Origin of the sequence: Nocardia amamiensis (assembly GCF_015477605.1) — a bacterium.
GTDB lineage: Bacteria > Actinomycetota > Actinomycetes > Mycobacteriales > Mycobacteriaceae > Nocardia > Nocardia amamiensis_A.
This window is the reverse complement of the sequence record NZ_JADLQX010000001.1, coordinates 156155-179324: the sequence shown is the minus strand read 5'-3', so window position 1 is coordinate 179324 and position 23170 is coordinate 156155. Positions and strand designations below refer to the sequence as shown.

Here is a 23170-nt window from a genome sequence, read left to right as displayed (position 1 = left end):
GTGTTTACCCCGAGATCCGGATGCCGGGGTTGACACCCCAGATCGCCAATGTCATGAACAGATTCGCGAAGACGACCGCGATGATGCACATCTTGATCGCGCGGCCCGCGGCCACACCGACGCCTTCCGGACCGCCGGAGGCGAAGAAGCCGTAGTAGCACTGGATGAACGTGGTGATCGCGACGAACAGGATCGCTTTGAGCAGCGAGTAGATCACGTCGACCGGGACCAGGAACTGATAGAAGTAGTGCTGGTAGGTGCCCGCGGCGGTGCCGCCGATCAGCTGCACGGTCACCGCGCAGGAGATGTAGGCCATGGCCAGACCCAGGCAGTACAGCGGGACGATGGCCACCATCGCCGCGAACATCCTGGTGCTGATCAGATAGGGCAGCGGCCGGATGGCGATGGACTCGAGCGCGTCGATCTCCTCGGAGATGCGCATGGCGCCCAGCTGCGCGGTGAACCGGCAGCCGGCCTGGGCGGCGAACGCCAGCGTCGCGAGCAGCGGCCCGAGTTCACGGGTGGTCGCGAACGCCGAGATGGCGCCGGTGATCGGACTCAGTCCGAGCAGGTTCAACGAGTTGTAGCCCTGGATGCCGACGGTCATGCCGCCGAAGGCGCTCAGGATGACGACGACGCCGATGGTGCCGCCACCGACGACGAGATTGCCATTGCCCCAGGTGACATCGGACAGCAGTCGCCAGACTTCTTTGGGGTAGTGCTTGAGCGCCAACGGAATGGAGCCGATCGAGCGCAACAGGAAGAACACCTGATGGCCGAGCCTGGCGAGCAGATCTACCGGCGCTTGCGCGGATTTCCGGAGTGTCTGGAGGGGCCGCAGCAGCGGAGGTACATAGGTTGATGACACCGGCTCAGACCACCTGTGACGGGAATAGTGCGTTGTAAACCTGGGTGATGATGAGGTTCACCCCGAACAGCATGATGGCGGAGCTCACCACCGCGGAATTCACCGAGTTCGCGACACCGCCGGGACCACCCCGGGTGTTCAATCCGGTATCACAGGCGATGATTGCGGCCAGCAGTCCGAAAATCAGCGATTTGATCAGCGCGACAAGCAGATCGGTGGTCACCGCGAACGAGGAGAAGGTGCCGACGTAGGAACCGGGCGTACCGTTCTGCGCGAAGATATTGAAGATGTAGCCGGTCAAGAAACCGACGAAGACCACGAAGCCGCACAGCAGCACACTGACCAGCATCGCGGCGCCCAGGCGCGGCGCGACCAGCCTGCGCATCGGGTCGACGCCCATCACCTTCATGGCGTCGATCTCCTCGCGGATGGTGCGCGAGCCGAGATCGGCGCAGACCGCGGAGCCGACCGCGCCCGCGATCATCAGCGAGGTGACCAGTGGGGCGCCCTGCTGGATGATGCCGAGACCGTTGGCGGCGCCGATGAACGAGGTGGCGCCGACCTGACCGGCGACCGAACCGACCTGGATGGAGACGATCACGCCGATCGGGATGGCGACCAGCAGCGTCGGCGCGGCGGAGACGCTGGCCATGAACCCACACTGCCGGACGAACTCGCCGAATGGGAACCGTCGACGGAAAATCGCGACGAAGAGTTCGGCGACCGCCGCGAAGCCCATGGTGATCTGGCGGCCGAATGTTTCCAGCGAACGCTTGGGGTGATCTTGCCAGTACGACTTCGTCCAATCGACCGCATCACTGAACCGTGACCCTCGGGGCGGACTCTCGGTCGACTGCACTGGCTAACCCTCCTCGACGCCGGTTGGTTGCCCCGACGACTCGTTTGCTTGACGCACCTTACTACGGAGTAGTGCAGAACACACCACCCACTTGTGATTACGGTCATAGATGTCGCTCACCATTGACAAAAAGCAATGGCAGCGGGGGTGAACATTGGGATACGGCCCAGTACCAGCGCGCTGATCTCTGGCACAAGTGACAACCTACCTGCGTCAATCTCCGGCCTATGCCGGTTGCTGTGGCGAATTAATACGGAGTAACTTCATCGAAAATGGTATTTGATTCCGGAGACAACACATCGGCCTCTTGGTACCACTGCGCGACAAACGGACACGAGATTTTCACAATTGCGATAGCGATTCGCTATATGCCCGTAAGATACATTGCAACTGTAATGTATGAAATAGGATTGAACTAGATCCCAGTGGGGACAACCCGTAGTGGGTGACGCGCCCGAGGTCGATTACTGACACGATGGGTGCGACAGATTGATATCGTGCGGGCTTCCGACGTCTGGAGGGACATGTTCAGCAAACTCGCCAAGGTGGCCAACGCCGCCTTCGCCGTCGCCCTTGGCGCGGCGCTGCTCGGCACGGGCGCAGGGGCCGCAAACGCCCAACCGGGCCTGCCGGTCGTGGGCGGTGGATCCGGGATCATCATCGACAACCAATTCGAGTGCACGGTCACCACAGTCGGCCACGACAACGCGGGCCGTCTGGTCGGGCTGACCGCTGGACACTGCGGCGATCCCGGCTCGCAGGTCTACGCCGAATCCGATCGGGGCGCGGGCGTGATCGGCCGGTTCACCTACTCCAACCACGATCTGGATTACGCCGTCATCCAGTTCGAGCCGGGCAAGATGGTCCCGGTGAACCGCATCGGGAACGTCACGATCACCGGGATCGGCGCGCCTGCCAGCTTCCCGCAGATCGTCTGCAAGGAAGGCCGGACCACCGGCAACACCTGCGGTATCGCCTGGGGTGACGTGTTCCGGACGAACGTCGAGACCTGGAGTCAGATGTGCGTGGTGGAAGGCGATTCCGGCGCACCTGTCGTGGTCGGCACGACGCTTGTCGGCATGGTGAACGCCTACCTGGCCATTGCTTGCTTCGGCCCGGAAGTCGGCACCAACATGAGCGCGATCATGGGTGACCTCAACGCGCGCGGCGGTGTCGGAGCGGGTTACATCCCGATCTGATCGCACACCCGACCTGATCGCAGAAAGCGGCCCGAATGGAGCAATCCATTCGGGCCGTTCATTTTTCGCTTCGGGCCGGCGCGAGCGCGGGACCGGCCACGCCGCACTGCGGCATGCAGTCGACGCTGTCCAGGACGGGCACACGGCGCTCGGGGCGCAGCAGGACGGCGGCGAGCACCGCTCCGGTCACCAGCAGGCCGGCGCACAGCCACATCGCGGTGGCGAATCCGTCGTCGAACGCGCCCGGGTCGCCCAGCGCACCCGAGATGCCCGCGAGCCCGGGCAGCGCCGCAACGGCGAGCAGTTGCGCCGTCCGCGCGACCGCGTTGTTCACGCCCGAGGCGATGCCCGCCTCGCTGCTGGGCACCGCACCGAGCACCGCGCCGGTCAGCGGGGCGACCAGTACCGCCAGCCCGAGCCCGAAGACGAGCACACCCGGCAGCACGTCGGTCAGATAGGTGGTGTCGGGACCGATGCGCAGCAAGAGGACCAAGCCCGCGGCCGCCAGCAGCGGCCCGGCGGTCATCGGAATGCGTGGCCCGTGCACCTGCGCCCAGCGCCCGGCCGGAGCCGAGAGCACCAGCATGATCAGGGTGATCGGCACGGTAGCGACCCCGGACATCAGCGGCGAGTATCCCGCCACCAGCTGCAATTCCAGCACCAACAGAAAGAACACCCCGCCGAGTGCGGCGTAGACCGCGAGCGTCACCAGGTTGGCCGCCGTGAACACCCGGGAACGGAACAGCGTGGGCGGCACCAGCGGGTGATCGCTGCGCAGCTCGATCGCGACGAAGACCGCCAGCAACGCCACACCGACGGCGATGAGCAAGCCGACCGTGTCGATCAATCCCAGCGTGAGCGCGCCGAGGCCGAGCGCGACCACCACGGCGCCCGGCAGATCGAGCTCGGTCGCCGCGCTCGGGTCCCGGCTCTCCGGCACGTGTCGCACCGCGACGAGCACCACCACCAGGGTCAGCGGAATGTTGAGGAAGAAGATGGACCGCCAGCCCGCGACCTCGATCAGCCAGCCGCCCAGGAAAGGTCCGAGCGCGCCCGCCACGCCTCCGAAACCCGACCAGAGTCCGATCGCCGCGCCTTGGTCGCGCTGGTCGATCGAGGAGGAGATCAGGGCGAGGCTGCCCGGCGTGAGCATCGCGCCCGCCACACCCTGCAGGATCCGGGCGGCGACCAGCATTTCGATGGTTGTCGCGGCGCCACACAAGACGGATGCGATCGCGAAGGCGACGGTTCCCCACACGAAGACCCTGCGCCTGCCGAGCTTGTCGCCCAGCGAACCGCCGAGCAGGATGAACGAGGCGAGGGTCAGTGTGTAGCCGTTCAGCGTCCACTGCAGCCCGGCGACGTCGGTGTCCAGCGATTCCCCGATCCGCGGCAGCGCGATGTTGACGACTGTCGCGTCGAGCGAGGCGACCGACGATCCGAGGATGGTGGCCAGCAGAATCCAGCGACCGGTGCTCGACCGCAGACGAGGAAGCTCGGTGGTGCTCACCAACCCAACCTAGCGACAGGCCTGCAGGTCAGTAGCCCCAACTATGACGGGCCGGGCCCCGCGAGGAACAGCCCGTAGGTCATCCGGCAGGCTCGGTCAGAGCTCTTGGACGCAGACGACGAAGCGGCGCTTGTCGTAGACGTACCCGGTGCCGCTGCCGCAGACGCTGACGTCGTCGGCGCCTTGCTGGATCTTGACCACCTTCACGCCCTTCGCCGGGCTCGAACCGGTGCAGTCGATGCGCTTGGGATCATCGCCGCCGACGTCCATGCAGCCGCCGACCACCCAGTCGATGTCCAGGCACAGCGCGCCCTGCTCGATGCCGTTGATGGTCTCGGCGTAGTAGTTGTCCGCGTCGCTGACGCACTGCGAGCTCTTCGACTTCTTCTCGATCACCTTGTAGTTCGATGCGCGGCTACCGCACGACGCCTTTTCGATGGTGGCGTTGGTGGTGGTGCCGCCGAGGGTCACGCAGTCACCGATCTCGGCCTGGAAGTCGGTATCGCCGCCCGACTTGGTCGGCGACGGTTTGCTGCTCGGAGCGGGCTTGCTCGCGGACGGTTTCGGCGTATTGGTCACCGAGACGGCATCGATCGTCCCGTTCTCCACGGCCGGCTGCGCGGTACCGCTGATGGTGGAGCTGCACCCGATCAGCGACAGACCCGCCGCGATCGCGAGTCCGGCGAAGGCGAGACGACCCCAGGTGGGTTGACGAGACACGTACAGTCCTCCCGAGCTGTAACGCTCCGAACTCACACCCCCGTAAGAATCCGAAGTTGCCATGGCTGTGCTTGAAATACCACGCCATGAATACACCATGGACCGAGCGCGCGTCGAGCCGGAGACCGAAACCAGCCGCCGACGATTCCGGCGATAACTGCCTCACCACGCCTTTTACCGTCGGCAGAGCTGGTCCGCGGGTTACTCTGGTTCACCGGCGCGACTAACGGTGGTCAGGAGGTGACCCCATGGTTTCGGCAATGGCGGCTGACGAGTTCGAGCCAGCCGATGCGGCCAAGAAGCTTGCGCCACCGCGCGACATGCTGGTCGACCCGCGCTTCATCCGGCTGGCCGATCAGTTCTTCGGCCTGTTCGCCCAGCCTGCGCGCGGAGGCGGCGCACTCGCGGTCTACCTGGATGGCAGGCCGGTTGTCGACATCTGGGCCGGCTGGGCGGACAAGGAGCGCCGCTGGAACGGCGAGACGATCACACTGACGTTCTCCACCGGCAAAGGCGTGGCCTCCACCGTGGTGCATCGGCTGGCCGAGCGCGGACTGATCGGCTACGACACGCCGGTCGCCGAGTACTGGCCGGAGTTCGCCGCGCACGGCAAAGAGGACATCACGGTGCGCGACGTGCTGTCGCACCGCGCGGGTCTGCATCGGGTGCGCGGCTTGGTCCCGGGCCGGGAGGGGATCCTGAACTACGACGCCGTTGTTCGCGCGCTCGCCGAGAGCCCGCCGGATCCGCGCCGGATCCGCACCTCCGGTTATCACGCGATCACCTTCGGCTGGCTGGTCGCCGAGATCGTGCAGCGGGTGACCGGCGCGTCGTTCACCGATGTGCTGCGCACCGAGATCGCCGAACCGCTCGGGCTCGACGAGTACTGGTTCCGGGTGCCGGAATCCGAACGACATCGGATCGCCAAGATCGTGCGGCCGCTCGGTCCGCCGGGAATCCGCTGGAACACCGCCTCCTCGGTACTGTCCTGGGTGCGGCCGGTGCGCGGGATCGCCGAGGCGGGCATGCCGGAGAGCTTCGACGAGCTGGTCCGCGACCCCCGGGTGTACGACTCGGTGATGCCCGGCTGGAACGGCGTCTTCTCGGCACGTGCGCTGGCGCGGATGTACGGTGCGCTGGCCAACGACGGCGTGGTCTACCCCGACCGGCCGGAGTGGGGCGTGCACGGTCTCGGCACGGCCGCGCCGGAGCACGTCGCGCGGTTCCTGGCTCCGGAAACGATCGAGACGATCAGCAAGGTGCAGCCCGCTCAGAGCCGCGACTACGTGCTCGGTGTGCCGATCCGCTTCACACTCGGCTATCACCGCCCGGTGCTGATGGCCAAGCAGCAGCCCCACAACGCGTTCGGCCACTACGGCATGGGCGGTTCCGGTGCGTACGCCGATCGGGATCTCCGCATGTCGATCGCGTTCGTGACCAATGGGATCGGCAGCATGGTGACCGCGCTCGGTGACGCCAGGCTCGCGCGGCTGGGGGCGACGGCACAGGCCACGGTCCGCAAATACAAGCAGGCCGGACGGTTGCCGGGCCCGCCTTGATGATGCCGGAAGTCGAACCCCTCCGGTGTCGAGTTCGTATCTGTGGGTATGGACGTGCGTATGCCTTCGACCCGCGCAAACAACGACAGCGCTGGTCCACGAGCGCCTCGGCTGACGGTGCTACACGCGCTGGCCGCGGCAATCGATTTCGACCGGTACTTCCAGTGGCGCAGGGCGCGCGAGGGCGACCCGTTCTTTGTTCGGTTTCCCGGATTCGGTGCGGCGCTCTTCACCGGGACGGCGGTCGGCGCACGCGAAGTTTTCCGCGCACCGATCGAATCCACGCAGCCGCCGCGACCGAATCCGATCGAGCCGATGGTCGGCGCGGCATCGCTGATCCTGGCTTCGGGCGAACGCCACCGGCGCGGCCGTGCGCTGCTCGCGCCCGCGTTCCACAGCGTCCGGATTCGCGAACACGGCGAACTCATCCGTGACGCCACCATGCGGGAGCTGACCGGCGAGAGTGGCCGGGCTTGGGTGGCGGGCGCCCGCATCGATGCCCGCGCGGCCGCACGGGCGCTCACGCTGCGGGTGATCTCGACGGTGGTGCTCGGCGTGGACGACGCGCAGCGGCGGGCGGAGTACACCGCCGCCGTCATCGACTTCCTCACCGCATTCTCCGGGCCGCTGCTGCTGGTGCCCGCCCTGCGACACGGAGTGTTCGGGCATGGTCCATGGGACCGATTTCGAACCGCCCGCGCGCGGCTGGACCGGCTGATCCGCGCCGAGATCGCACGGCGGCGCCAGACCGTCGACGCACACCCGACCGATGTGCTGGGCTTACTGCTGTCCGCTGATGCCGGTGAGCCTGCGGCCGGCACCGACGACGAGCTGTGCGACCAGGTGCGCACCCTGCTCGTCGCCGGGCACGAGACCACCGCCACCGCGCTGGTGTGGGCGCTGTTCCGGCTGCATCGGGCACCGGATGTGCTGGCGCGGCTGCGGGCGGAGCTGCGCGACGCCGGTCCCGGCGCCAGCGCGATGGAGCTGGCCGGACTGCCCTACCTGGACGCCGTATGTCAGGAGACGTTGCGGCTGCACCCGCCGGTCCCGATCGTCCTACGGCAGCTCACCGAGCCGTACACGCTGCGCGATGTCGAGCTCGCACCGGGCGACACCATGGGGATCGCGGTGCCGTTGTTGCACTCCGATCCGGACGTCTGGTCCGACGCCGCCCGCTTCGACCCGAGCCGCTTCACCGACCGCCGCTACCGTCCGTTCGAATTCGCTCCGTTCGGCGGTGGCCACCGGCGCTGTGTCGGCGCCGCGCTCGCGGACTACGAGTTGCGGATCGCGCTGGCCACAATTCTCGGGCAGAAGCACCTGCGACTATCGCCCCGCTATGCGCGCGGACGTGTCCCGGTCTCGGTGGCGCACAACATCGCGTCCGGTCCGCATCGCCCGATTATGTTCGACGTAGTGAGTGATGTTCCTCACTAAGAAGTTTGCGGCGAACCATGTTTCAGCAACGCTCGGGGCGCCATCTCGCGTCGGGTGTTCCGGCGTGACCGGGACGTTCATCGGACCGATACCCATCGAAATCAATTGTGATGCATGACACATTCAGCGCGCTGACTGAATCACACCGAAACGCCGGTGGCTTCGGCGGGCTCCGGGACGGTAGGAAGGACGGCGGGTCGGGCTGTCAATACCCATGGGGCGCTCTTCTGGCTCCGCGCTGAAATGAAAGATCTCGTGCGCGCGCGTGCGAGAGATGGAATGGACGAGAAACCTATGCATGCCGCTTTGCACACCGCGTCGTTGCCTGCTCACCGCAAGGGAGCTCGGCTAACCCGCCGGTTGCGCGAGGGCGTCCTGCTGTCCGCGGCGATCGCGGCCGCTGGAGTCATGCTCGTCGCGCCTGCACAAGCCGAACCGATTCCGGGTCTCGACACGGGCTCGGCCAACGCCGCTGCCACCGATCCGGGGCCGCAGGCCAACTTCGCGCCACCCTCGATCAACATCGCCGACGGCGAGGTCGTCGGTGTCGCGCAGCCGATCGTCATCACCTTCAAGGAACCGGTGACCGACCACGCCACCGCCGAGAAGGCCATCAAGATCACGTCATCGAAGCCCGCCCCCGGCCACTTCTACTGGCGCGGCGACAAGCAGGTGCGCTGGCGGCCGGACGAGTTCTGGCCGGACAACACCGACGTGCAGGTCCAGGCGGGCGGCACGACCAGCTCGTTCCGGATCGGCGACGCGTTCGTCGCCACCGCCGACGACACGACCCACACCATCACCGTCACCATCAACGGCGAGGTGGTGAAGGAAATGCCGACCTCGATGGGCAAGCCCAAGCACGAGACCCCGAACGGCACCTACATCGTCGGCGAACAGCAGCGCAAAATGATCATGGACTCGTCCACCTACGGTGTGCCGATCACCGACCCCGAGGGCTACAAGCTCGAGGTCGAGTACGCGACCCGCATTTCCAACAGCGGCATCTTCGTGCACGCGGCTCCGTGGTCGGTCGCCCAGCAGGGCGTGTCCGACGTCAGCCACGGCTGCCTGAATGTCAGCACCGAAGACGGCAAGTGGTTCTTCGAGAACGCGCGCCGGGGTGACGCGGTGATCGTGCAGAACACCAAGGGCGGCACCCTCAGCGCCAGCGACGGCTTGGGCGACTGGAACTAAGAGCGACCGAGGCGGCCCCCGAATGGGGGCCGCCTCAGTCTTCGGATCACCAGATCTTCACGCGTTCAGCAGGTTCCAGGTACAGCGCGTCGCCGGGTTCGACGCCGAACGCTTCGTGGAAGCTGTCGATGTTGCGCACGACCGCGTTGCAGCGGAACTCGGGCGGAGAGTGCGGGTCGACAGCGAGCCGGCGGATGGCCTCCTCGGAACGGGCCTTGGTGCGCCACACCTGTGCCCAGCCGTAGAACACTCGCTGCAAACCGGTGAGTCCATCGATCTCCGGGGCCGCGGCTCCATCGAGCGAGATCTTGTACGCCTCCAACGCGATGGACAGGCCGCCGAGGTCACCGATGTTCTCGCCGATGGTGAACTCGCCGTTGACGGTGTGTTCGTCCGGCAGGGCCGTGGGTGAGAGCACGTCGTACTGGGCGATCAACGCCTTTGTCCGCTTGGCGAATTCGGCGCGATCCTCGTCGGTCCACCAGTCGACCATGTTGCCGTCACCGTCGTACTTCGCGCCTTGATCGTCGAAGCCGTGGCCGATCTCGTGGCCGATCACGGCGCCGATGCCACCGTAGTTGGCCGCGTCGTCGGCGTTCATGTCGAAGAACGGCGGCTGCAGGATCGCGGCGGGGAAGACGATCTCGTTCATGCCGGGGTTGTAGTAGGCGTTCACCGTCTGCGGCGTCATGAACCACTCGTCCCGATCGACCGGGCCGCCGAGCTTGTTCAGTTCCCGATCGTGTTCGGCGGCATAGCCGTTGCGGTAGTTGCCGACCAGATCGGCCGGATCGATCACCACGGCCGAGTAGTCCCGCCACTTGTCCGGGTAACCGATCTTCGGGGTGAACTTCGCCAGCTTGTCCAGCGCGGCGGACCTGGTGTCCTGCCCCATCCACTCGAGTTCGGCGATGTTGCGCCGGTACGCCTCCTGCAGGTTGGCCACCAGCTCGACCATCCGCGCCTTGGCCTCCGGCGGGAAGTGTTCGGCCACATACAGTTTGCCGACCGCTTCGCCGAGCAGGTCTTGCACCAGCGCGACGCCGCGCTTCCAGCGCTCCCGGTTCTCCTCGGCGCCGGTGAGGGTGCGGCCGTAGAAATCGAAGTTCTCCTCGACCAGCGCGTCGGTCAGATACGGTGCCCGCGAACGCAGCACCCGCCACGCGGCCCACGCCTGCCAGTCCGCGAGCGGCTCATCGGCCCAGACCCGCGCGAACGCACGCAGATAATCGGGCTGGTGGACGACCAACTCGGCGAAGAGTTCGGGTCCGTTTCGTTCGATTCCCTCGGCGAGAGCGGAAGTCCATGCGTTCCAGTCGAATTCGGGATTGTCCGCGACCAGCGCGTCGAAGGTGGTCAGGTTGTACCTGAGTTCGGCATCGCGGCGGCGCACCACGTCCCAGTGGCCTGCGGCCAGCTTCTGCTCCAGGTCGAAGACGCGCTGTCCGACCGTGTCCAACTCGGCGGGCAGCGACCCCGCCAACCGCGGGTCGGCGGCTGCCAGGGCGAACATGCGGTTGATATGCGCGATGTACTTCGCGCGGATCTCGGCGAATTCGTCCTGCCGGTAGTAGGACTCGTCGGGCAGCCCGATCCCGGACTGGGTGGCATGCGCGAGGTAGCGGGTGGAGTTCTTGTCGTCGGTGTCGATGTAGACAGCGACTGCGCCGCCGACCCCGGTGCGCTGCAACCGGCCCAGCAGCGTCGCGAAAGCCCCCTTGCCGCTCACGTCGGCGATCGCGGCGAGTTCGGCCGCGATCGGCGCGAGCCCGGCGGCGGCTACCGCGGCGGTGTCCATGAAACTGGAGTAGAGGTCGCCGATCTTGCGGGCGTCGCTGCCCGGTTCGGCATCGGCGGCGGCGGCATTCTGGATGATTGCCTGGACGTCCAGCTCGGCCTGGTCGTACAGCGCCCGGAAGGCGCCGTCCACCGCGCGGTCGGCGGGTATCTGGTGGTCGGCCAGCCATTTGCCGTTGACGTGCGCGAACAGATCGTCCTGCACCCGCACGCCGTGGTCGAGGTGGGACAGATCGATACCGGAAGGGCGGGTCAGCTCGGAAGTCACGATCTCCAGTATGCCGATACGCGCGAATGCCGGCCCCCGGCCGCGGCTGGCCGGGGGCACTGAGCAGGTGAATCAGGCGAATGCGACGATACGGTCGAATTCGCCGTCGTGTGCGCCGAGCAAGAAGGCGTCCCACTCCTCGGGGGTGTAGGTGAGGGCGGTTTCGCCGTGGCGCAGTGTGGTGTGACCGTTCGCGGCGGTGTGCGCGCTCAGTTCGCCATTCGATCGCCCGCGGGTGCGCAGGACGTCGAGGAACGCGGTCCATTCGGCTTCTGTGACGGTGATGATGGGCTCGTCGGCGGGGCGGTTGGCCGGGTTACGGCGATATTTGCTGTCACGGATGAGTACCGCATCACCATCGAACCGAACCTCGACGCATTGGTTGCCGTTGTTCGATCTGGTCGATGTGAACCAGCCGGTGCTTTCCGGCCGTGCGGTGGTGGCCATGGGCAGGATTTTACACGCGAGAATAGCGCCTGATCAGGGCCAATGACTCGGTACGTGAGAGGGATTGCTCCACGGCGCGCAGGTAGGCGAAGCTCAGATCCCGCACCAGATCCGGGTCGTCGACGGCGCCGCCGAACACCGCGCTCTCGGCCCAGCCGAAGGTGGGCAGCTGCTCGCCGGCGAAGTCGATGAGATGGAAACTGGAGCCGCCGAGTACCGCGCCTGCGGTGGCGGCGAACGGGATCACCCGCACCGCGACGGTGTCGAGCTCCTCCATCAGCTCGGCCAGGTAGTTCAGCTGCCCCCGCAGCACGTCCGGCCCGCCGGTCTGCTGCAGCAGGGTGCCCTCGCCGAACACCGCCGTCAGCTCGACCGCGTCTTCGCCGCGTAGCCGCTCTTGGCGCCGCATCCGAATCGCCACCAATTGCTCGACCTGAACCGGCCGGATCATCACGTCGGCGCTGATCAACGCGCGGGCGTAGTCCTCGGTCTGCAGCAGGCCCGGCACGACCAGGCTGTCGTAGCTGCGGATGCTCTGCGCGCCGTATTCCATTCCGTAGAGCCGCTGCAACTCCGGTCCGATCAGCGCGGAAGACTTGGCCCACCATCCGCGTTGCTTGCTGGCCTCCAGCAGGGCGAGTAGTTCCTCGCGTTCCTCCGGCTCCACCTCCAGCAGCTCGAGCACCGGTCCGATGGTGTTGGTGGTGAGGACACGTCTGCCCTTCTCCACGTGCGACCAGTTGGCCGGGGTGAACCCGACCCGCTTGGCGAAGCCCGCCGAGTCGAAACCGCGCTGTTCGCGCAGTTCACGCAGGCGAAGCACCAGCTCCCAGCGGGCAACGGTCGGCGAGACGGGTGCCATGCCCGGTGATGCTACGCCGACTCCGACGCGCCGACGTCTGACTATTGTCAACCGACTTGCGCAAGGCTAGGGTCGATCCAAGCGGTCGATTTTCCGAGCACGCGATCCACCCGCAGCGAGGCGAGGTTGTTCGTCATGAGTAGATCCCGCATCGAGTCCGGCAGCCGTCTCGCCTCAACAGGTCCGCCGGCGATTCAGGACGCGTTCGCCCGCTGCCGTCACTACCGCCAGGACAACGGGCTGTACGCCGTGGTGGACGCGACGCTCGGACGGATCATGCTGGAAGTCGGCTCGGTGGGTGCCGTCGTGATGCCCACGGCGTTCGGCCGAAAGGTGAAAGAGCGGCTGATAGCGGGAGGCGAGCACCGGCCGGGGCCGATCATCGCGCATCCACGCTCGGACCGCTGGACCTTCCTCACCGGGCCCACCGACAATTCGTACCTGGATACCGGGCTATTCGCCGACCTCTTCCGCCACTGCGCATCGATCGCCCTACCGGGCAGCCACATCGTGCTGCCCTCACCCACCGACGAGCGCGGTGGTTACCGGATCTGGGTCGACGCGCCGGACGGCGACTTCCGCCGCGAGTTCGCCGAGGTGATCGCCACGACCCGAGCGTGCGCCGCCGCTACCGGGGAGTCGGTGGCGCGGGTGGAGTGAGCGTGACGCTGTACCTGTCCTGCAGCTTCTGATTCCACTCACGCTCGCACTGCTCGATCTTGGACTGATCGCTGCCCGCCTTGTTCAGGCAATCCACGAAGTCCTTGCCGCCGGACTCGACGAAGAAGCTGTACCCCACGATGGTGAGCAGGACGGCGCCGACAAGACTCAGCACGCCGAGCACCAAGCCGGTAATCGCCATGCCCATGCCGCCCGCAGTGCCTGCGCGAGCCTTGAACATCGCGATCAAGCCGAAGATGACGGCGAAGATGCCGAACAGATAGCCACCGACGACCGTCCAGAAGCTCAGCAACCCGACGATACCGAGCACCAGCGCGGTGATCGCCAAGCCTTTGCCCTTCGGTGACTCTTGCCAATAGGCGGGCTGGCCAGGGTATTGACCCGGTGGCGGCGGGTATTGACCCGGTGGCGGCGGGTACTGGCCGGGGGGCGGATACTGCGACATGGACTTCCTCTCCGTCGGTGCCTCGCGATGCTCGGTCCGGACGAGGTGGCCCGGTAGGTGCGCGACGATCGCCTACTGATCGCGCTGCCTACGGACGGATGTTAATGCGGTGACCGGACATTCGTCCGGCCGAGTGCTCCTGCGCACCGGCTACTGGGCGCCCAATCGCGCATGCATCTCCCACACCAGGATCTCCGAAGGCCGCCGCGCGATCACGCGCTGGCCGCCGGTCCTGGTCAGCCGCGCCGCGTCGCCCTCATAGAGCGGGCCGACCCCTTCCATCTCCACCTCCCCGCGCGCGACGAACAGGTGCAGGTAGGGCGCGTCGGGCAGTTCGACCACAGGTTCGGCGCCCGGCTCCGGGCTGATCATCCGTGCGACGTGCAGCGCCGAATGGCTGCTGTTGATGGCGATGGCGGTCCGGTCGCGATATCGGGGCAACCCCGAGGCGACCGTCACCAAGCCGCCGCCGGCCAGCTCGTCGTCGATCTCCAGCTGTTCGTAGCCGGGGGTGAGCCCCGGCTCGTCGGGCACCACCCACATCTGCACGAAGTGCACGGGCTCGTCATGTTCCAGGGTGCGGCCGTCCAGCCGCCACGAGTCGTTCTTCTCCGAGTGCAGAATGCCGGTGCCCGCGCTCATCCGCTGGGCCAGACCGGGGTAGATGACGCCACTGTGGCCCAGGGAGTCCTGATGCACCAGGCTGCCGCCGAGCACCCAGGTGACGATCTCCATGTCCCGATGCGGGTGGGTGTCGAAGCCTTGGCCGGGGGAGACGATGTCCTCGTTGTTGACCAGCAGCAGGCCGTGGTGGGTGTTCTCGGGATCGTAGTGTTCCCCGAAGGAGAACGAGTGCTTCGAATCAAGCCAGGAGACCCGCGTCTTCATGCGGTCGCCACCACGATGGACGTCGATGTGTGGTGTCGTGAGTGTGGACATCATGGTCCTCCTCTCGGGACCGTGCACCGATCGCCATTCAGGGTAGGGCACTTCCGCCGCGGTACTCCGCATTCCTAGTAAATTGAGCTGCACTCGGCATTTTACGCGAGCGACCGGAGGGTGAACGGGAGGCGAGCAGAACCAACCGGTACGTCGAAATGCTGGGCCACCTCGTCGGATATCGAGGCCCGTGCCGATCGCGAACGCCACAATGCCAACCGGAGGTAACGACGTGCTGGGACCCGATGACCTCGCCCGGATCGAGCGGCGACTCCGCAGCGAAGCGCGGCGCGACGGCATCGCGCATTTCGTGATCGGCATCGCCGTGTTCCGCGCGGGCCGACTGCTGGTGGTGCGCCGGGCCGCCGACGACTACCGCGGCGGTTTGTACGAACTGCCCGGCGGAGGCGTCGAATCGGGGGAGACATTTGCCGAGTGCGTAGCGCGGGAATTGCTGGAGGAAACGGGGTTGCGCGTGCGAGCGATCACCGAATTCCTGGGTGGATTCGATTACGCCACCCGGACCAAGTCGAAAGTGCGTAAATACAGCTTCGTCGTGGAGGCGGAACCCGGTGACGTCGCTCTGGCGCCGCGCGAGCACGACGCGTTCGCCTGGATCGACGCGGGCGCGCTCGACGAGCTGCCGATGGCGCCGGACACCCGGCAGACGGTGAGCACACTGGTGGACCGGGTCTGATTCGCGCCCCGCGTGATTCGCACGCCGCGTGATTCACGCGCCGCGGCCGAGTGTGCGGCGCCGTCGAGGGACGCAGTACCCTGCGGACGTGTCGACTGGTCACGCCGAAGGCCGCACCCCGGCGGAGCAACGGCCGATCGGGCTGCGCGCGGCACTGCGGGAAAGCCCGGGCGTGTCGCGCCTGGCCCTGGTGCGGTTCGCCGGGCAGTTCGGCGACGGCATGTTCCAGGCCGCGCTGTCCGGCGCGATCCTGTTCAATCCCGAGCGGGAGACCGATCCGCTGGCCATCGCGGCGGGCTTCGCCGTGCTGCTGCTGCCGTATTCGCTGATCGGTCCGTACGCGGGCGCGCTGCTGGATCGCTGGGACCGGCGCGTCGTGCTGCTGGTGGCCAATGTGCTGCGTGCGGTCTTGATCGCCATGGTGACCGCGGGCCTGCTCGCCGGGATCGGGGAGACGCCGCTGCTGCTCCTGGCGTTGGCCGTCGTCGGCGTCAGCCGTTTCGTCCTGGCGGGGGTGTCCGCGGCGCTGCCGCGGGTGCTGGCGCAGGCGTGGCTGGTGCCGATGAACTCGGTGTTCGCTACGGTCGCCTCCGGATGCGCAGGCCTGGGCGCGGCCAGCGCGGTCGGCATGATCGGGCTGATCGGGGCTGGGGACTTCGCCTCGGCGATCGCGGTCGCGGTCAGCGGTGCGGGGTCGGTGGTCGGTGCGGTGCTGGCGGCTGGGTTCCGCCGACATGTGCTCGGTCCTGCCTCGGACGCGGCGGCGCGGGAGAACACCGTGCACGCGATCGCCACCGGATTGCGCAACGGCGCCACGGCGGTGTGGGAATCGGTGCAGGTCACCACAGCGATGCTGGGCATCGGCACGCACCGGATCGTCTTCGGCGTGAATTCGCTCATCATGGTGCTGGTATTGCGCCAGGCTCCGGTGGACGGTTCGGGGCTCAGCGGTGGCCTGGTCGGTTTCGGCGTCGCCATCGCAGCCACCGCGGCGGGCATGCTGGTGGCCGCCGTCGTGGCGCCGCTGCTCATCCCCAGGCTGGGGCGGCCGCGCACCGTGGTCGCCGGTCTGATCACCGCCATGCTGGTGCAGCTCACGCTGGTGACGCCGATCGCGTTCGCCGACTCCGGCACGATGCAGCGCGCGCATGAACTCCTGCTGGTCGGCGCGTTCCTGCTGGGCCTGGCCGGACAGACGATCAAACTGACCGGTGACGCGACGATGCAGATAGACATCGATGACGCCCGGCGCGGCGAGGTGTTCGCGCTTCAGGACACTGTCTTCAACATCACGTTCGTGCTGGCGATCGCGGCTGCCGCTCTGGTTATTCCGGACGACGGCCGGTCGCTGGCCGTGGTTCTCGCCGGCGCCGCGGTCTACGGCGCGGGGATAGCGGCCATCGCGCTGAATACGCGACGCGACGCGCTCACACGATGAACGGTTCGTCGCCGAGGCTTCGTCCGTTGCGACTCGACCAGTGCGCCAAGTGCTCGGGCAGCGCGTCGACCTGCGCACGCTCGGACAGTGCGGCGGGATGACCGGTGTCCGGGTGCGCATCCGGCGGCTGCGCGCCGGCGACGAGGCGATCGGGCATCTCCTGCTCCGTGCGCACGATCCAGTCGAGCGGCTCGCTCGCCGCATCGCCGGGCAGGCCGGTGATCTGATGATTCCAGGTGCCCAGGCCGGTGGGGTCGGTGAAGAAGTGGTCGAGCACACCGTCGTCGTCCAGGTCCAGCGCCGCGATATCGGCGACGCCGGAGCCGGAGGAATCCCATAAGGCGTCGTCCGCGCTGCCGTCTCCGTCGAAGTCCAGCCGTACCGCGTCGGCCCCGCCCGTAGCACCCAGCTCCAAGTCGGCCTGGCTGGTCCAGACGTGCACGAGTCCGTCGCCGGTGCCGAACACATACTCGATCTCATTCATATCCCTTTGGACGCACGCACGGCCGCGCCGGTTCCACAACCCGGCGTTTTCCGATTCCCGTCCCACGTTCGCGGGGCTGATTCCGGTATGTTGACCTGTCGGCGGCCGACCGACAGGAGGCAACACGACATGGGTTTTCCGGCGACGAAGCCTGATGCGGTGCGAAACCTGCTGGGCTCGTGGAAGACCCGGCCCGCTACCGGTCGCCCGATGCTCGGATAGCCACCGGCAAGCCGACGTGATGCGCGAATCCGGAACCAGATCCCCTTGTGCACCGGCATTGTTCGGCGCGTTGCTCGCGGGCGTTCTCACCATGCCGACGCCCGCAGCGCAGGCCGCACCGTTCCCATGGGCGCCGCCGCCGGTGAACAGCTGCGGTGAGGTCGGTTTCGATCCGCTCAATCGCGAGCCCGATCCCTCGCAGCCGCCTCCACCGCCGGTGCCGCCACAGATCGACATTCCGGTGCCGATCCCGGAGCTCACTCCGGTTCCGGTGCCCGACCCGCCGCAGGACAACACGCGGATCGTCTCCGAACCCCTGCCGGCGAATCCGTGTGACAACCCGTGCCCGGACATCAGGGACAACCCGAAACCGCCGGAGCCGGATGCCGATCCGAGCCCGAAGTCGGACAACGGCACCGATCCCGGAACCGGAACCGGCACCGGCTCCAACTCCGGGTCCGCCTCGGGCTCGGGCTCGGCCGGCGGCTCGGGCAGCGGTTCCGGCTCAGGCAGCGGTTCGGGTTCCGGCAGCGGCTCGGGTTCCGGTGAGCCGGTCAAACTTCCTCGCATCGAGTTCAAGCCGGAGATCGAACCGATTCCGATTCCGGTGCCCGGCGGTCCGGGGGAGGAGCCACAGCCCGCGCCGCCGCACGTGGTGCATCCGGCCGAACCGGGTCCGCCAGCCGCGCCGGTGACCGCGCCGCAGGTCGAGTCGGTGCGGCTGGTCGGGCAGGTGACCGGGCACGGTTCGGAGAACCGGACCGACATGCGCTGGCAGGTCGACGGCACCGACCTGGGACTGATGTGGGAGACGAGGCCCGGCGAGGTCGCGGTGGTTTTCGGCGACACTTTCGGCAAGGGCTGGGGCGGCGGTGGCGCGGGCAACGACGACCAGGACTGGCGCAGCAACGTGATCGGGTTCAGCAGCGATCGCGATCTCTCCGACGGTCTGACGCTGGATACCTTCGCGCAGGACCGCCGCTGTCACGCCGCGGAGATCCTGGGCAGCCGCAAGATCAAGAACTGGGAGACCACCACCATCCCGACCTCCGGGTTCGCCGTCGGGAACCGGCAGTACCTGAGCTACATGTCGGTGAATCGGTGGAGCCGCATTCCCGGCCTGTGGTGGACCAACCACGGCGGCATCGCGTACTCCGACGATGACGGGCGCACCTGGAAAAAAGACCAGCATGCCAAGTGGGAGAACTTCTTCGGCCTCGGCAGATTCCAGGTGGCGGCGATGGTGCCGCAGGGCGACTACGTCTACATGTTCGGCACCCCGAACGGGCGCATCGGTGTGATCGGGCTGGCCAGGGTGCCGAAGCACCAAGTGCTCAACAAATCCGCCTACCAGTACTGGGTGGACGGCACCTGGGCGCCAGCGGCCGAGAACCAAGCCACCCCGCTCGTGCTCGGCATGGCCAGTGAGGTGTCGGTGCGCTACGACCGGGAGACCGGACAGTGGCAGATGGTCTACCTCGATTCGGCTCGGGGCGCGATCGTGCTGCGCACCGCGTCGAGCCCGCAGGGCGCGTGGACGGACGCGATCCCGCTGGTGTCCACCGCCGACTACCCGAAGTCCTACGGCGGGTTCATCCATCCGTGGTCGACGAGCGAGGATCTGTACTTCATGCTCTCGGCGTGGGACAGCTACAACGTGTATCTCATGCACGCCAGGCTGGATTCACCACGCTGACGGCGGCGTCATCGTCCGCCATGCAGCGCGATTACGCTGGTCAACGCGCCGGATCCGCGTTGGTATCGTGCGCGGTATGAACGACCGGCGTGGGTGTGTTCAGAACGGGAGATTCCGGTGACCGAGACGGACGCGACGACATCCGCCCAGGGCGGATCAGGCTGGCAGTTCTGGATCGACCGAGGCGGCACCTTCACCGATGTGGTGGCGCGGCGGCCGGACGGCATGCTGGTTACGCACAAGCTCCTCTCGGAGAACCCGGCGCGGTACGCCGATCCCGCGGTGGCCGGTATCCGTGCGATCCTCGGCGCCGGCCTGGACACCGAACACCGCATCGACGCGGTCCGCATGGGGACCACCGTGGCCACCAACGCCCTGCTGGAACGCAAAGGCGAGCGAACCGTTCTCGTGATCACCCGCGGCTTCCGAGATGCCTTGCGGATCGCCTACCAAAACCGTCCGCACATCTTCGCCCGCGAGATCGTACTGCCAGAACTCTTGCACGAACGAGTGATCGAGGTGGACGAACGGATCATGGCCGACGGCACGGTGCTGACGCCACCGCACCTGGACGCCCTCGCCACCGAACTGCGGCAGGCGTATGACGACGGCATTCGGGCCGTCGCCGTGGTCTGCATGCACAGTCACCTCCATCCCGCGCACGAACAGGCGATCGGCCGAGTCGCCGGCGAAATCGGATTCCCGCAGATCTCGCTGTCCAGCGAGGTGAGCCCTTTGATGAAGCTGGTGCCACGCGGGGACACCACCGTGGTGGACGCTTATCTCTCGCCGGTGCTACGCCGCTACATCCAGCAGGTCGCCGACCAGCTCGAGGGCGTGCGGCTGATGTTCATGCAGTCCAACGGAGGACTCACCGAGGCGGGAAAGTTCCGGGGCAAAGACGCGATTCTGTCCGGGCCGGCCGGCGGCATCGTCGGCATGGTGCGGATGTCTCAGCTCGCCGGGTTCGACCGGGTAATCGGCTTCGACATGGGCGGGACCTCCACGGATGTCTCGCATTTCGCCGGCGAATACGAGCGGGTGTTCACCACCCAGCTCGCCGGCGTTCGGCTACGCGCCCCGATGCTGGATATCCACACCGTCGCGGCTGGTGGGGGCTCGATCCTGCATTTCGACGGCAGCCGCTACCGGGTCGGGCCCGACTCCGCGGGCGCCATGCCGGGACCGGCCTGTTATCGCGGTGGCGGACCACTGACCGTGACCGACGCCAACGTCATGCTCGGCCGCATTCAGGCGGCCCATTTCCCGCGCGTCTTCGGCCCGGACGGCGACCAACCACTCGACGACGAGTTGGTGCGCACCCGGTTCGCCGAGCTTGCCGCAGAGATAACCGAGCGCACCGGTGACGATCGCTCCCCGGAGCAGGTCGCCGAAGGCTATCTGCAGATCGCCGTCGCCAATATCGCGGCCGCCGTCAAACGGATCTCGGTGCAGAAAGGCCACGACGTCACCCGATATGCGCTGACCACGTTCGGCGGTGCTGGAGGTCAACTCGCCTGCGCGGTAGCCGATTCCCTTGGCATCCGGACCGTCCTCGTCCCGCCCATGGCCGGCGTGTTGTCGGCACTCGGCATCGGGCTGGCCGACACGACCGCGATGCGCGAACAGTCCGTGGAATTGCCACTGCGGCCCGAGTCGATGCCGCGAGTCACCGATACCGCCGATGCGCTCGAGGCCGCCGCGCGCACCGAGCTGGCCGCCGAGGGGATCCCCGAACAACGCATCCGAGTGCTGCGGCGAGCCCAGCTGCGCTACGACGGCACCGACACCGCCCTGGCCGTTCACCTCACTGAACCAGCCAGGATGACCAGGGATTTCGAAGCGCGCCACCGGGAAACGTACTCCTTCACGATGGACCGCCCCGTCGTCGTCGAGGCTCTGTCCGTCGAAGCGACCGGTCTGACCGAACCACCGGAACTGTCCGGTCTCGGACGATCCACCGCGAATGGAACGGGTCCGGAGAAGGTGCGCCTGCATACCGGTGGCGCCTGGCGCGAGGTATCGCTCTATCGACGTGCGCAGCTCATGCCCGGTGAGACCGTACCTGGGCCCGCCGTGATCACCGAAGCCAACGCCACCACCGTCGTCGAGGAGGGCTGGCAGGCGGCCGTGAACGATATCGGGCATCTGATCATGCATCGCGTGGCCGTGGTGGCGGGACCAGAGGCGAGTACCGAGGCGGACCCGGTCATGCTGGAGGTGTTCAACAACCTTTTCATGTCCATCGCCGAGCAGATGGGCGCGCGTCTGGAGTCGACCGCGCAATCGGTGAATATCAAAGAGCGGCTGGATTTCTCGTGTGCGCTGTTCGACCCCGACGGCAATCTCGTCGCCAACGCACCCCACATTCCGGTCCATCTCGGCTCGATGGGCACCAGCGTCAAGGAGGTCATCCGGCGGCGAGCTGGAACCAGCCCGCCTGGAGCGCGGGACCAGCAGACCATGCGGCCGGGAGACGCCTACGCCGTCAACGACCCCTACCACGGCGGCACCCATCTGCCGGACGTCACGGTCATCACACCAGTGTTCGACCAGGCGGGCAGCCGGATCCTGTTCTACGTCGCTTCCCGCGGCCATCACGCCGAGATCGGCGGCATCACACCGGGTTCCATGCCTGCGAACAGCCGCCGCATCGAGGAGGAAGGTGTCGTCTTCGACAACTGGCTGCTCGTCGAGAACGGCAAGTTCCGGGAGGAGGCTACCTACCGGCTGCTGACCGAGGCGCCGTACCCGTCGCGTAACCCGGACACCAACCTCGCCGACCTGCGGGCGCAGATCGCCGCCAACGCCAAGGGCGTCGAAGAAGTCGGGAAGATGATCGAGCACTTCGGGCTGGATGTCGTCGAGGCGTATATGCGCCACGTCCAGGACAACGCCGAAGAATCGGTGCGCCGCGTCGTCGACGCGCTCGACGACGGCGAGTACACGTACCGGACCGACCTCGGCGCCACCATTCGGGTGCGGATCACGGTGGACCGCGACAACCGCTGCGCCACTATCGATTTCACCGGCACGTCCGCGCAGTTGTCCGGTAACTTCAATGCGCCTTACGCCGTCGCCAACGCGGCGGTCCTATACGTATTCCGCACGCTGGTGGCCGCCGACATCCCGCTCAACGACGGGTGCTTGCGACCGCTGCGGATCATCGTGCCGCCGGGGTCGATGCTGGCTCCCGAACCGCCTGCCGCCGTCGTCGCGGGCAATGTCGAGACGTCACAGGCCATCACGGGCGCGCTGTACGCGGCACTCGGCGTGCAGGCGGAGGGCTCAGGCACGATGAACAACGTCACCTTCGGCAACGACCGCAGTCAGTACTACGAGACCATCGGTTCAGGCTCCGGCGCCGGCGACGGCTTCGACGGCACCAGTGTCGTCCAGACCCACATGACGAACTCCCGGCTCACCGACCCCGAGGTCCTCGAGTGGCGTCTGCCCGTGCTGCTGGAGGAATTCTCGGTGCGCGCGGGTAGCGGAGGCGCCGGTCGCTGGCGCGGTGGAGACGGTGCCGTGCGCCGCCTCCGGTTCACCGAACCGGTGACGGTCTCCACCCTGTCGAGTCATCGCAGCGTCCCCCCGTACGGTATGGCAGGCGGTGAACCGGGGGCGTTGGGTGTCAATAAGATCGAACGCACCGACGGGACGGTCGCACGCCTGCGCGGCGCGGATTCGGCGCGGCTGGAACCCGGCGATGTTCTGGTCATCGAAACTCCGGGTGGCGGCGGATACGGGTGCCGACCGCTTTCCGGTGGTGTCGCGCCGACCGACGGACAGTGACACGACACGCGTAAGCCGTCGTCCCGCGCGACCGCCGAGTACGCTCG

19 protein-coding genes are annotated in these 23170 nt (G+C 67.1%); 9 read left to right on the top strand and 10 right to left on the bottom strand.

Going from position 1 to position 23170, the window contains the following annotated elements; all coding sequences use genetic code 11:
- Positions 1-4 precede the first annotated feature (4 nt).
- Both IU459_RS00810 and IU459_RS00805 read right to left on the bottom strand, forming a co-directional pair.
- The gene (locus IU459_RS00810; protein ID WP_195127480.1) at positions 5-868 is read right to left on the bottom strand and encodes an ABC transporter permease; all 864 of its coding nucleotides are present in this window, start codon (positions 866-868) and stop codon (positions 5-7) included.
- Between the two features lie 4 nt (positions 869-872).
- Positions 873-1727, bottom strand: coding sequence for an MlaE family ABC transporter permease (locus tag IU459_RS00805; RefSeq protein ID WP_195127479.1), 855 nt, complete (start codon positions 1725-1727; stop codon positions 873-875).
- A 524-nt stretch (positions 1728-2251) separates the two neighbouring features.
- On the opposite strand from IU459_RS00805, the gene IU459_RS00800 reads away from it, so the two are divergent.
- Complete coding sequence (locus IU459_RS00800) at positions 2252-2926, top strand: S1 family peptidase (protein ID WP_195127478.1); 675 nt, start codon at positions 2252-2254, stop codon at positions 2924-2926.
- 58 nt (positions 2927-2984) lie between these two features.
- On the opposite strand, the gene IU459_RS00795 is transcribed toward IU459_RS00800, so the two are convergent.
- A complete protein-coding gene (locus IU459_RS00795) occupies positions 2985-4436 on the bottom strand; it encodes an MFS transporter (RefSeq protein ID WP_195127477.1) in 1452 nt (483 codons plus the stop codon).
- A 96-nt stretch (positions 4437-4532) separates the two neighbouring features.
- Entirely contained in the window at positions 4533-5156 is a 624-nt protein-coding gene (gene lppU / locus IU459_RS00790) for an LppU family putative lipoprotein (protein ID WP_195127476.1), read from the bottom strand.
- 248 nt (positions 5157-5404) lie between these two features.
- On the opposite strand from lppU, the gene IU459_RS00785 reads away from it, so the two are divergent.
- The 3 genes from IU459_RS00785 (at position 5405) to IU459_RS00775 (ending at position 9352) form a co-directional block, all read left to right on the top strand.
- Positions 5405-6715, top strand: coding sequence for a serine hydrolase domain-containing protein (locus tag IU459_RS00785; protein WP_440446448.1), 1311 nt, complete (start codon positions 5405-5407; stop codon positions 6713-6715).
- A 60-nt stretch (positions 6716-6775) separates the two neighbouring features.
- Positions 6776-8155, top strand: a complete 1380-nt coding sequence (locus tag IU459_RS00780; RefSeq protein WP_195127475.1) for a cytochrome P450 — start codon at positions 6776-6778, stop codon at positions 8153-8155.
- A gap of 294 nt (positions 8156-8449) precedes the next feature.
- On the top strand, positions 8450-9352 hold the full coding sequence (locus tag IU459_RS00775; RefSeq protein ID WP_228837159.1) for a L,D-transpeptidase: 903 nt from the start codon (positions 8450-8452) through the stop codon (positions 9350-9352).
- Between the two features lie 46 nt (positions 9353-9398).
- Here the strand turns inward: IU459_RS00775 and IU459_RS00770 are convergent, their stop codons facing one another.
- From IU459_RS00770 to IU459_RS00760, 3 genes are all read right to left on the bottom strand, one after another.
- Complete coding sequence (locus IU459_RS00770; protein ID WP_228837217.1) at positions 9399-11426, bottom strand: M13-type metalloendopeptidase; 2028 nt, start codon at positions 11424-11426, stop codon at positions 9399-9401.
- A gap of 63 nt (positions 11427-11489) precedes the next feature.
- Positions 11490-11864, bottom strand: a complete 375-nt coding sequence (locus tag IU459_RS00765; RefSeq protein WP_195127472.1) for a DUF397 domain-containing protein — start codon at positions 11862-11864, stop codon at positions 11490-11492.
- A gap of 10 nt (positions 11865-11874) precedes the next feature.
- The gene (locus IU459_RS00760; protein WP_195127471.1) at positions 11875-12726 is read right to left on the bottom strand and encodes a Scr1 family TA system antitoxin-like transcriptional regulator; all 852 of its coding nucleotides are present in this window, start codon (positions 12724-12726) and stop codon (positions 11875-11877) included.
- Positions 12727-12861: 135 nt separating this feature from the next.
- Here IU459_RS00760 and IU459_RS00755 point away from each other — a divergent pair, with 135 nt between their 5' ends.
- Positions 12862-13386, top strand: coding sequence for a hypothetical protein (locus tag IU459_RS00755; protein ID WP_195127470.1), 525 nt, complete (start codon positions 12862-12864; stop codon positions 13384-13386).
- Here the strand turns inward: IU459_RS00755 and IU459_RS00750 are convergent.
- Positions 13355-13852: a DUF4190 domain-containing protein gene (locus tag IU459_RS00750; protein WP_195127469.1), complete on the bottom strand. Its 498-nt coding sequence runs from the start codon at positions 13850-13852 to the stop codon at positions 13355-13357. The genes IU459_RS00755 and IU459_RS00750 overlap by 32 nt on opposite strands.
- A gap of 150 nt (positions 13853-14002) precedes the next feature.
- Positions 14003-14791 (bottom strand): pirin family protein, encoded by a 789-nt coding sequence (locus IU459_RS00745; RefSeq protein ID WP_195127468.1) that lies wholly within the window; start codon positions 14789-14791, stop codon positions 14003-14005.
- A 232-nt stretch (positions 14792-15023) separates the two neighbouring features.
- On the opposite strand from IU459_RS00745, the gene IU459_RS00740 reads away from it, so the two are divergent.
- The gene (locus IU459_RS00740) at positions 15024-15488 is read left to right on the top strand and encodes an NUDIX domain-containing protein (RefSeq protein ID WP_324198689.1); all 465 of its coding nucleotides are present in this window, start codon (positions 15024-15026) and stop codon (positions 15486-15488) included.
- 136 nt (positions 15489-15624) lie between these two features.
- The gene (locus IU459_RS00735; protein ID WP_195127771.1) at positions 15625-16926 is read left to right on the top strand and encodes an MFS transporter; all 1302 of its coding nucleotides are present in this window, start codon (positions 15625-15627) and stop codon (positions 16924-16926) included.
- Here the strand turns inward: IU459_RS00735 and IU459_RS00730 are convergent.
- Positions 16916-17410: a hypothetical protein gene (locus IU459_RS00730; protein WP_195127467.1), complete on the bottom strand. Its 495-nt coding sequence runs from the start codon at positions 17408-17410 to the stop codon at positions 16916-16918. The two genes, IU459_RS00735 and IU459_RS00730, sit on opposite strands and share 11 nt — an antisense overlap.
- Before the next feature lie 313 nt (positions 17411-17723).
- Here IU459_RS00730 and IU459_RS00725 point away from each other — a divergent pair, with 313 nt between their 5' ends.
- Together IU459_RS00725 and IU459_RS00720 are read left to right on the top strand one after the other, a co-directional pair.
- Positions 17724-19328 carry a DUF4185 domain-containing protein gene (locus tag IU459_RS00725; RefSeq protein ID WP_195127770.1) on the top strand — a complete coding sequence of 535 codons (1605 nt, stop codon included), beginning with the start codon at positions 17724-17726 and terminating at the stop codon, positions 19326-19328.
- Between the two features lie 117 nt (positions 19329-19445).
- Positions 19446-23123 carry a hydantoinase B/oxoprolinase family protein gene (locus IU459_RS00720; RefSeq protein ID WP_195127466.1) on the top strand — a complete coding sequence of 1226 codons (3678 nt, stop codon included), beginning with the start codon at positions 19446-19448 and terminating at the stop codon, positions 23121-23123.
- The last annotated feature ends 47 nt before the right edge of the window (positions 23124-23170 follow it).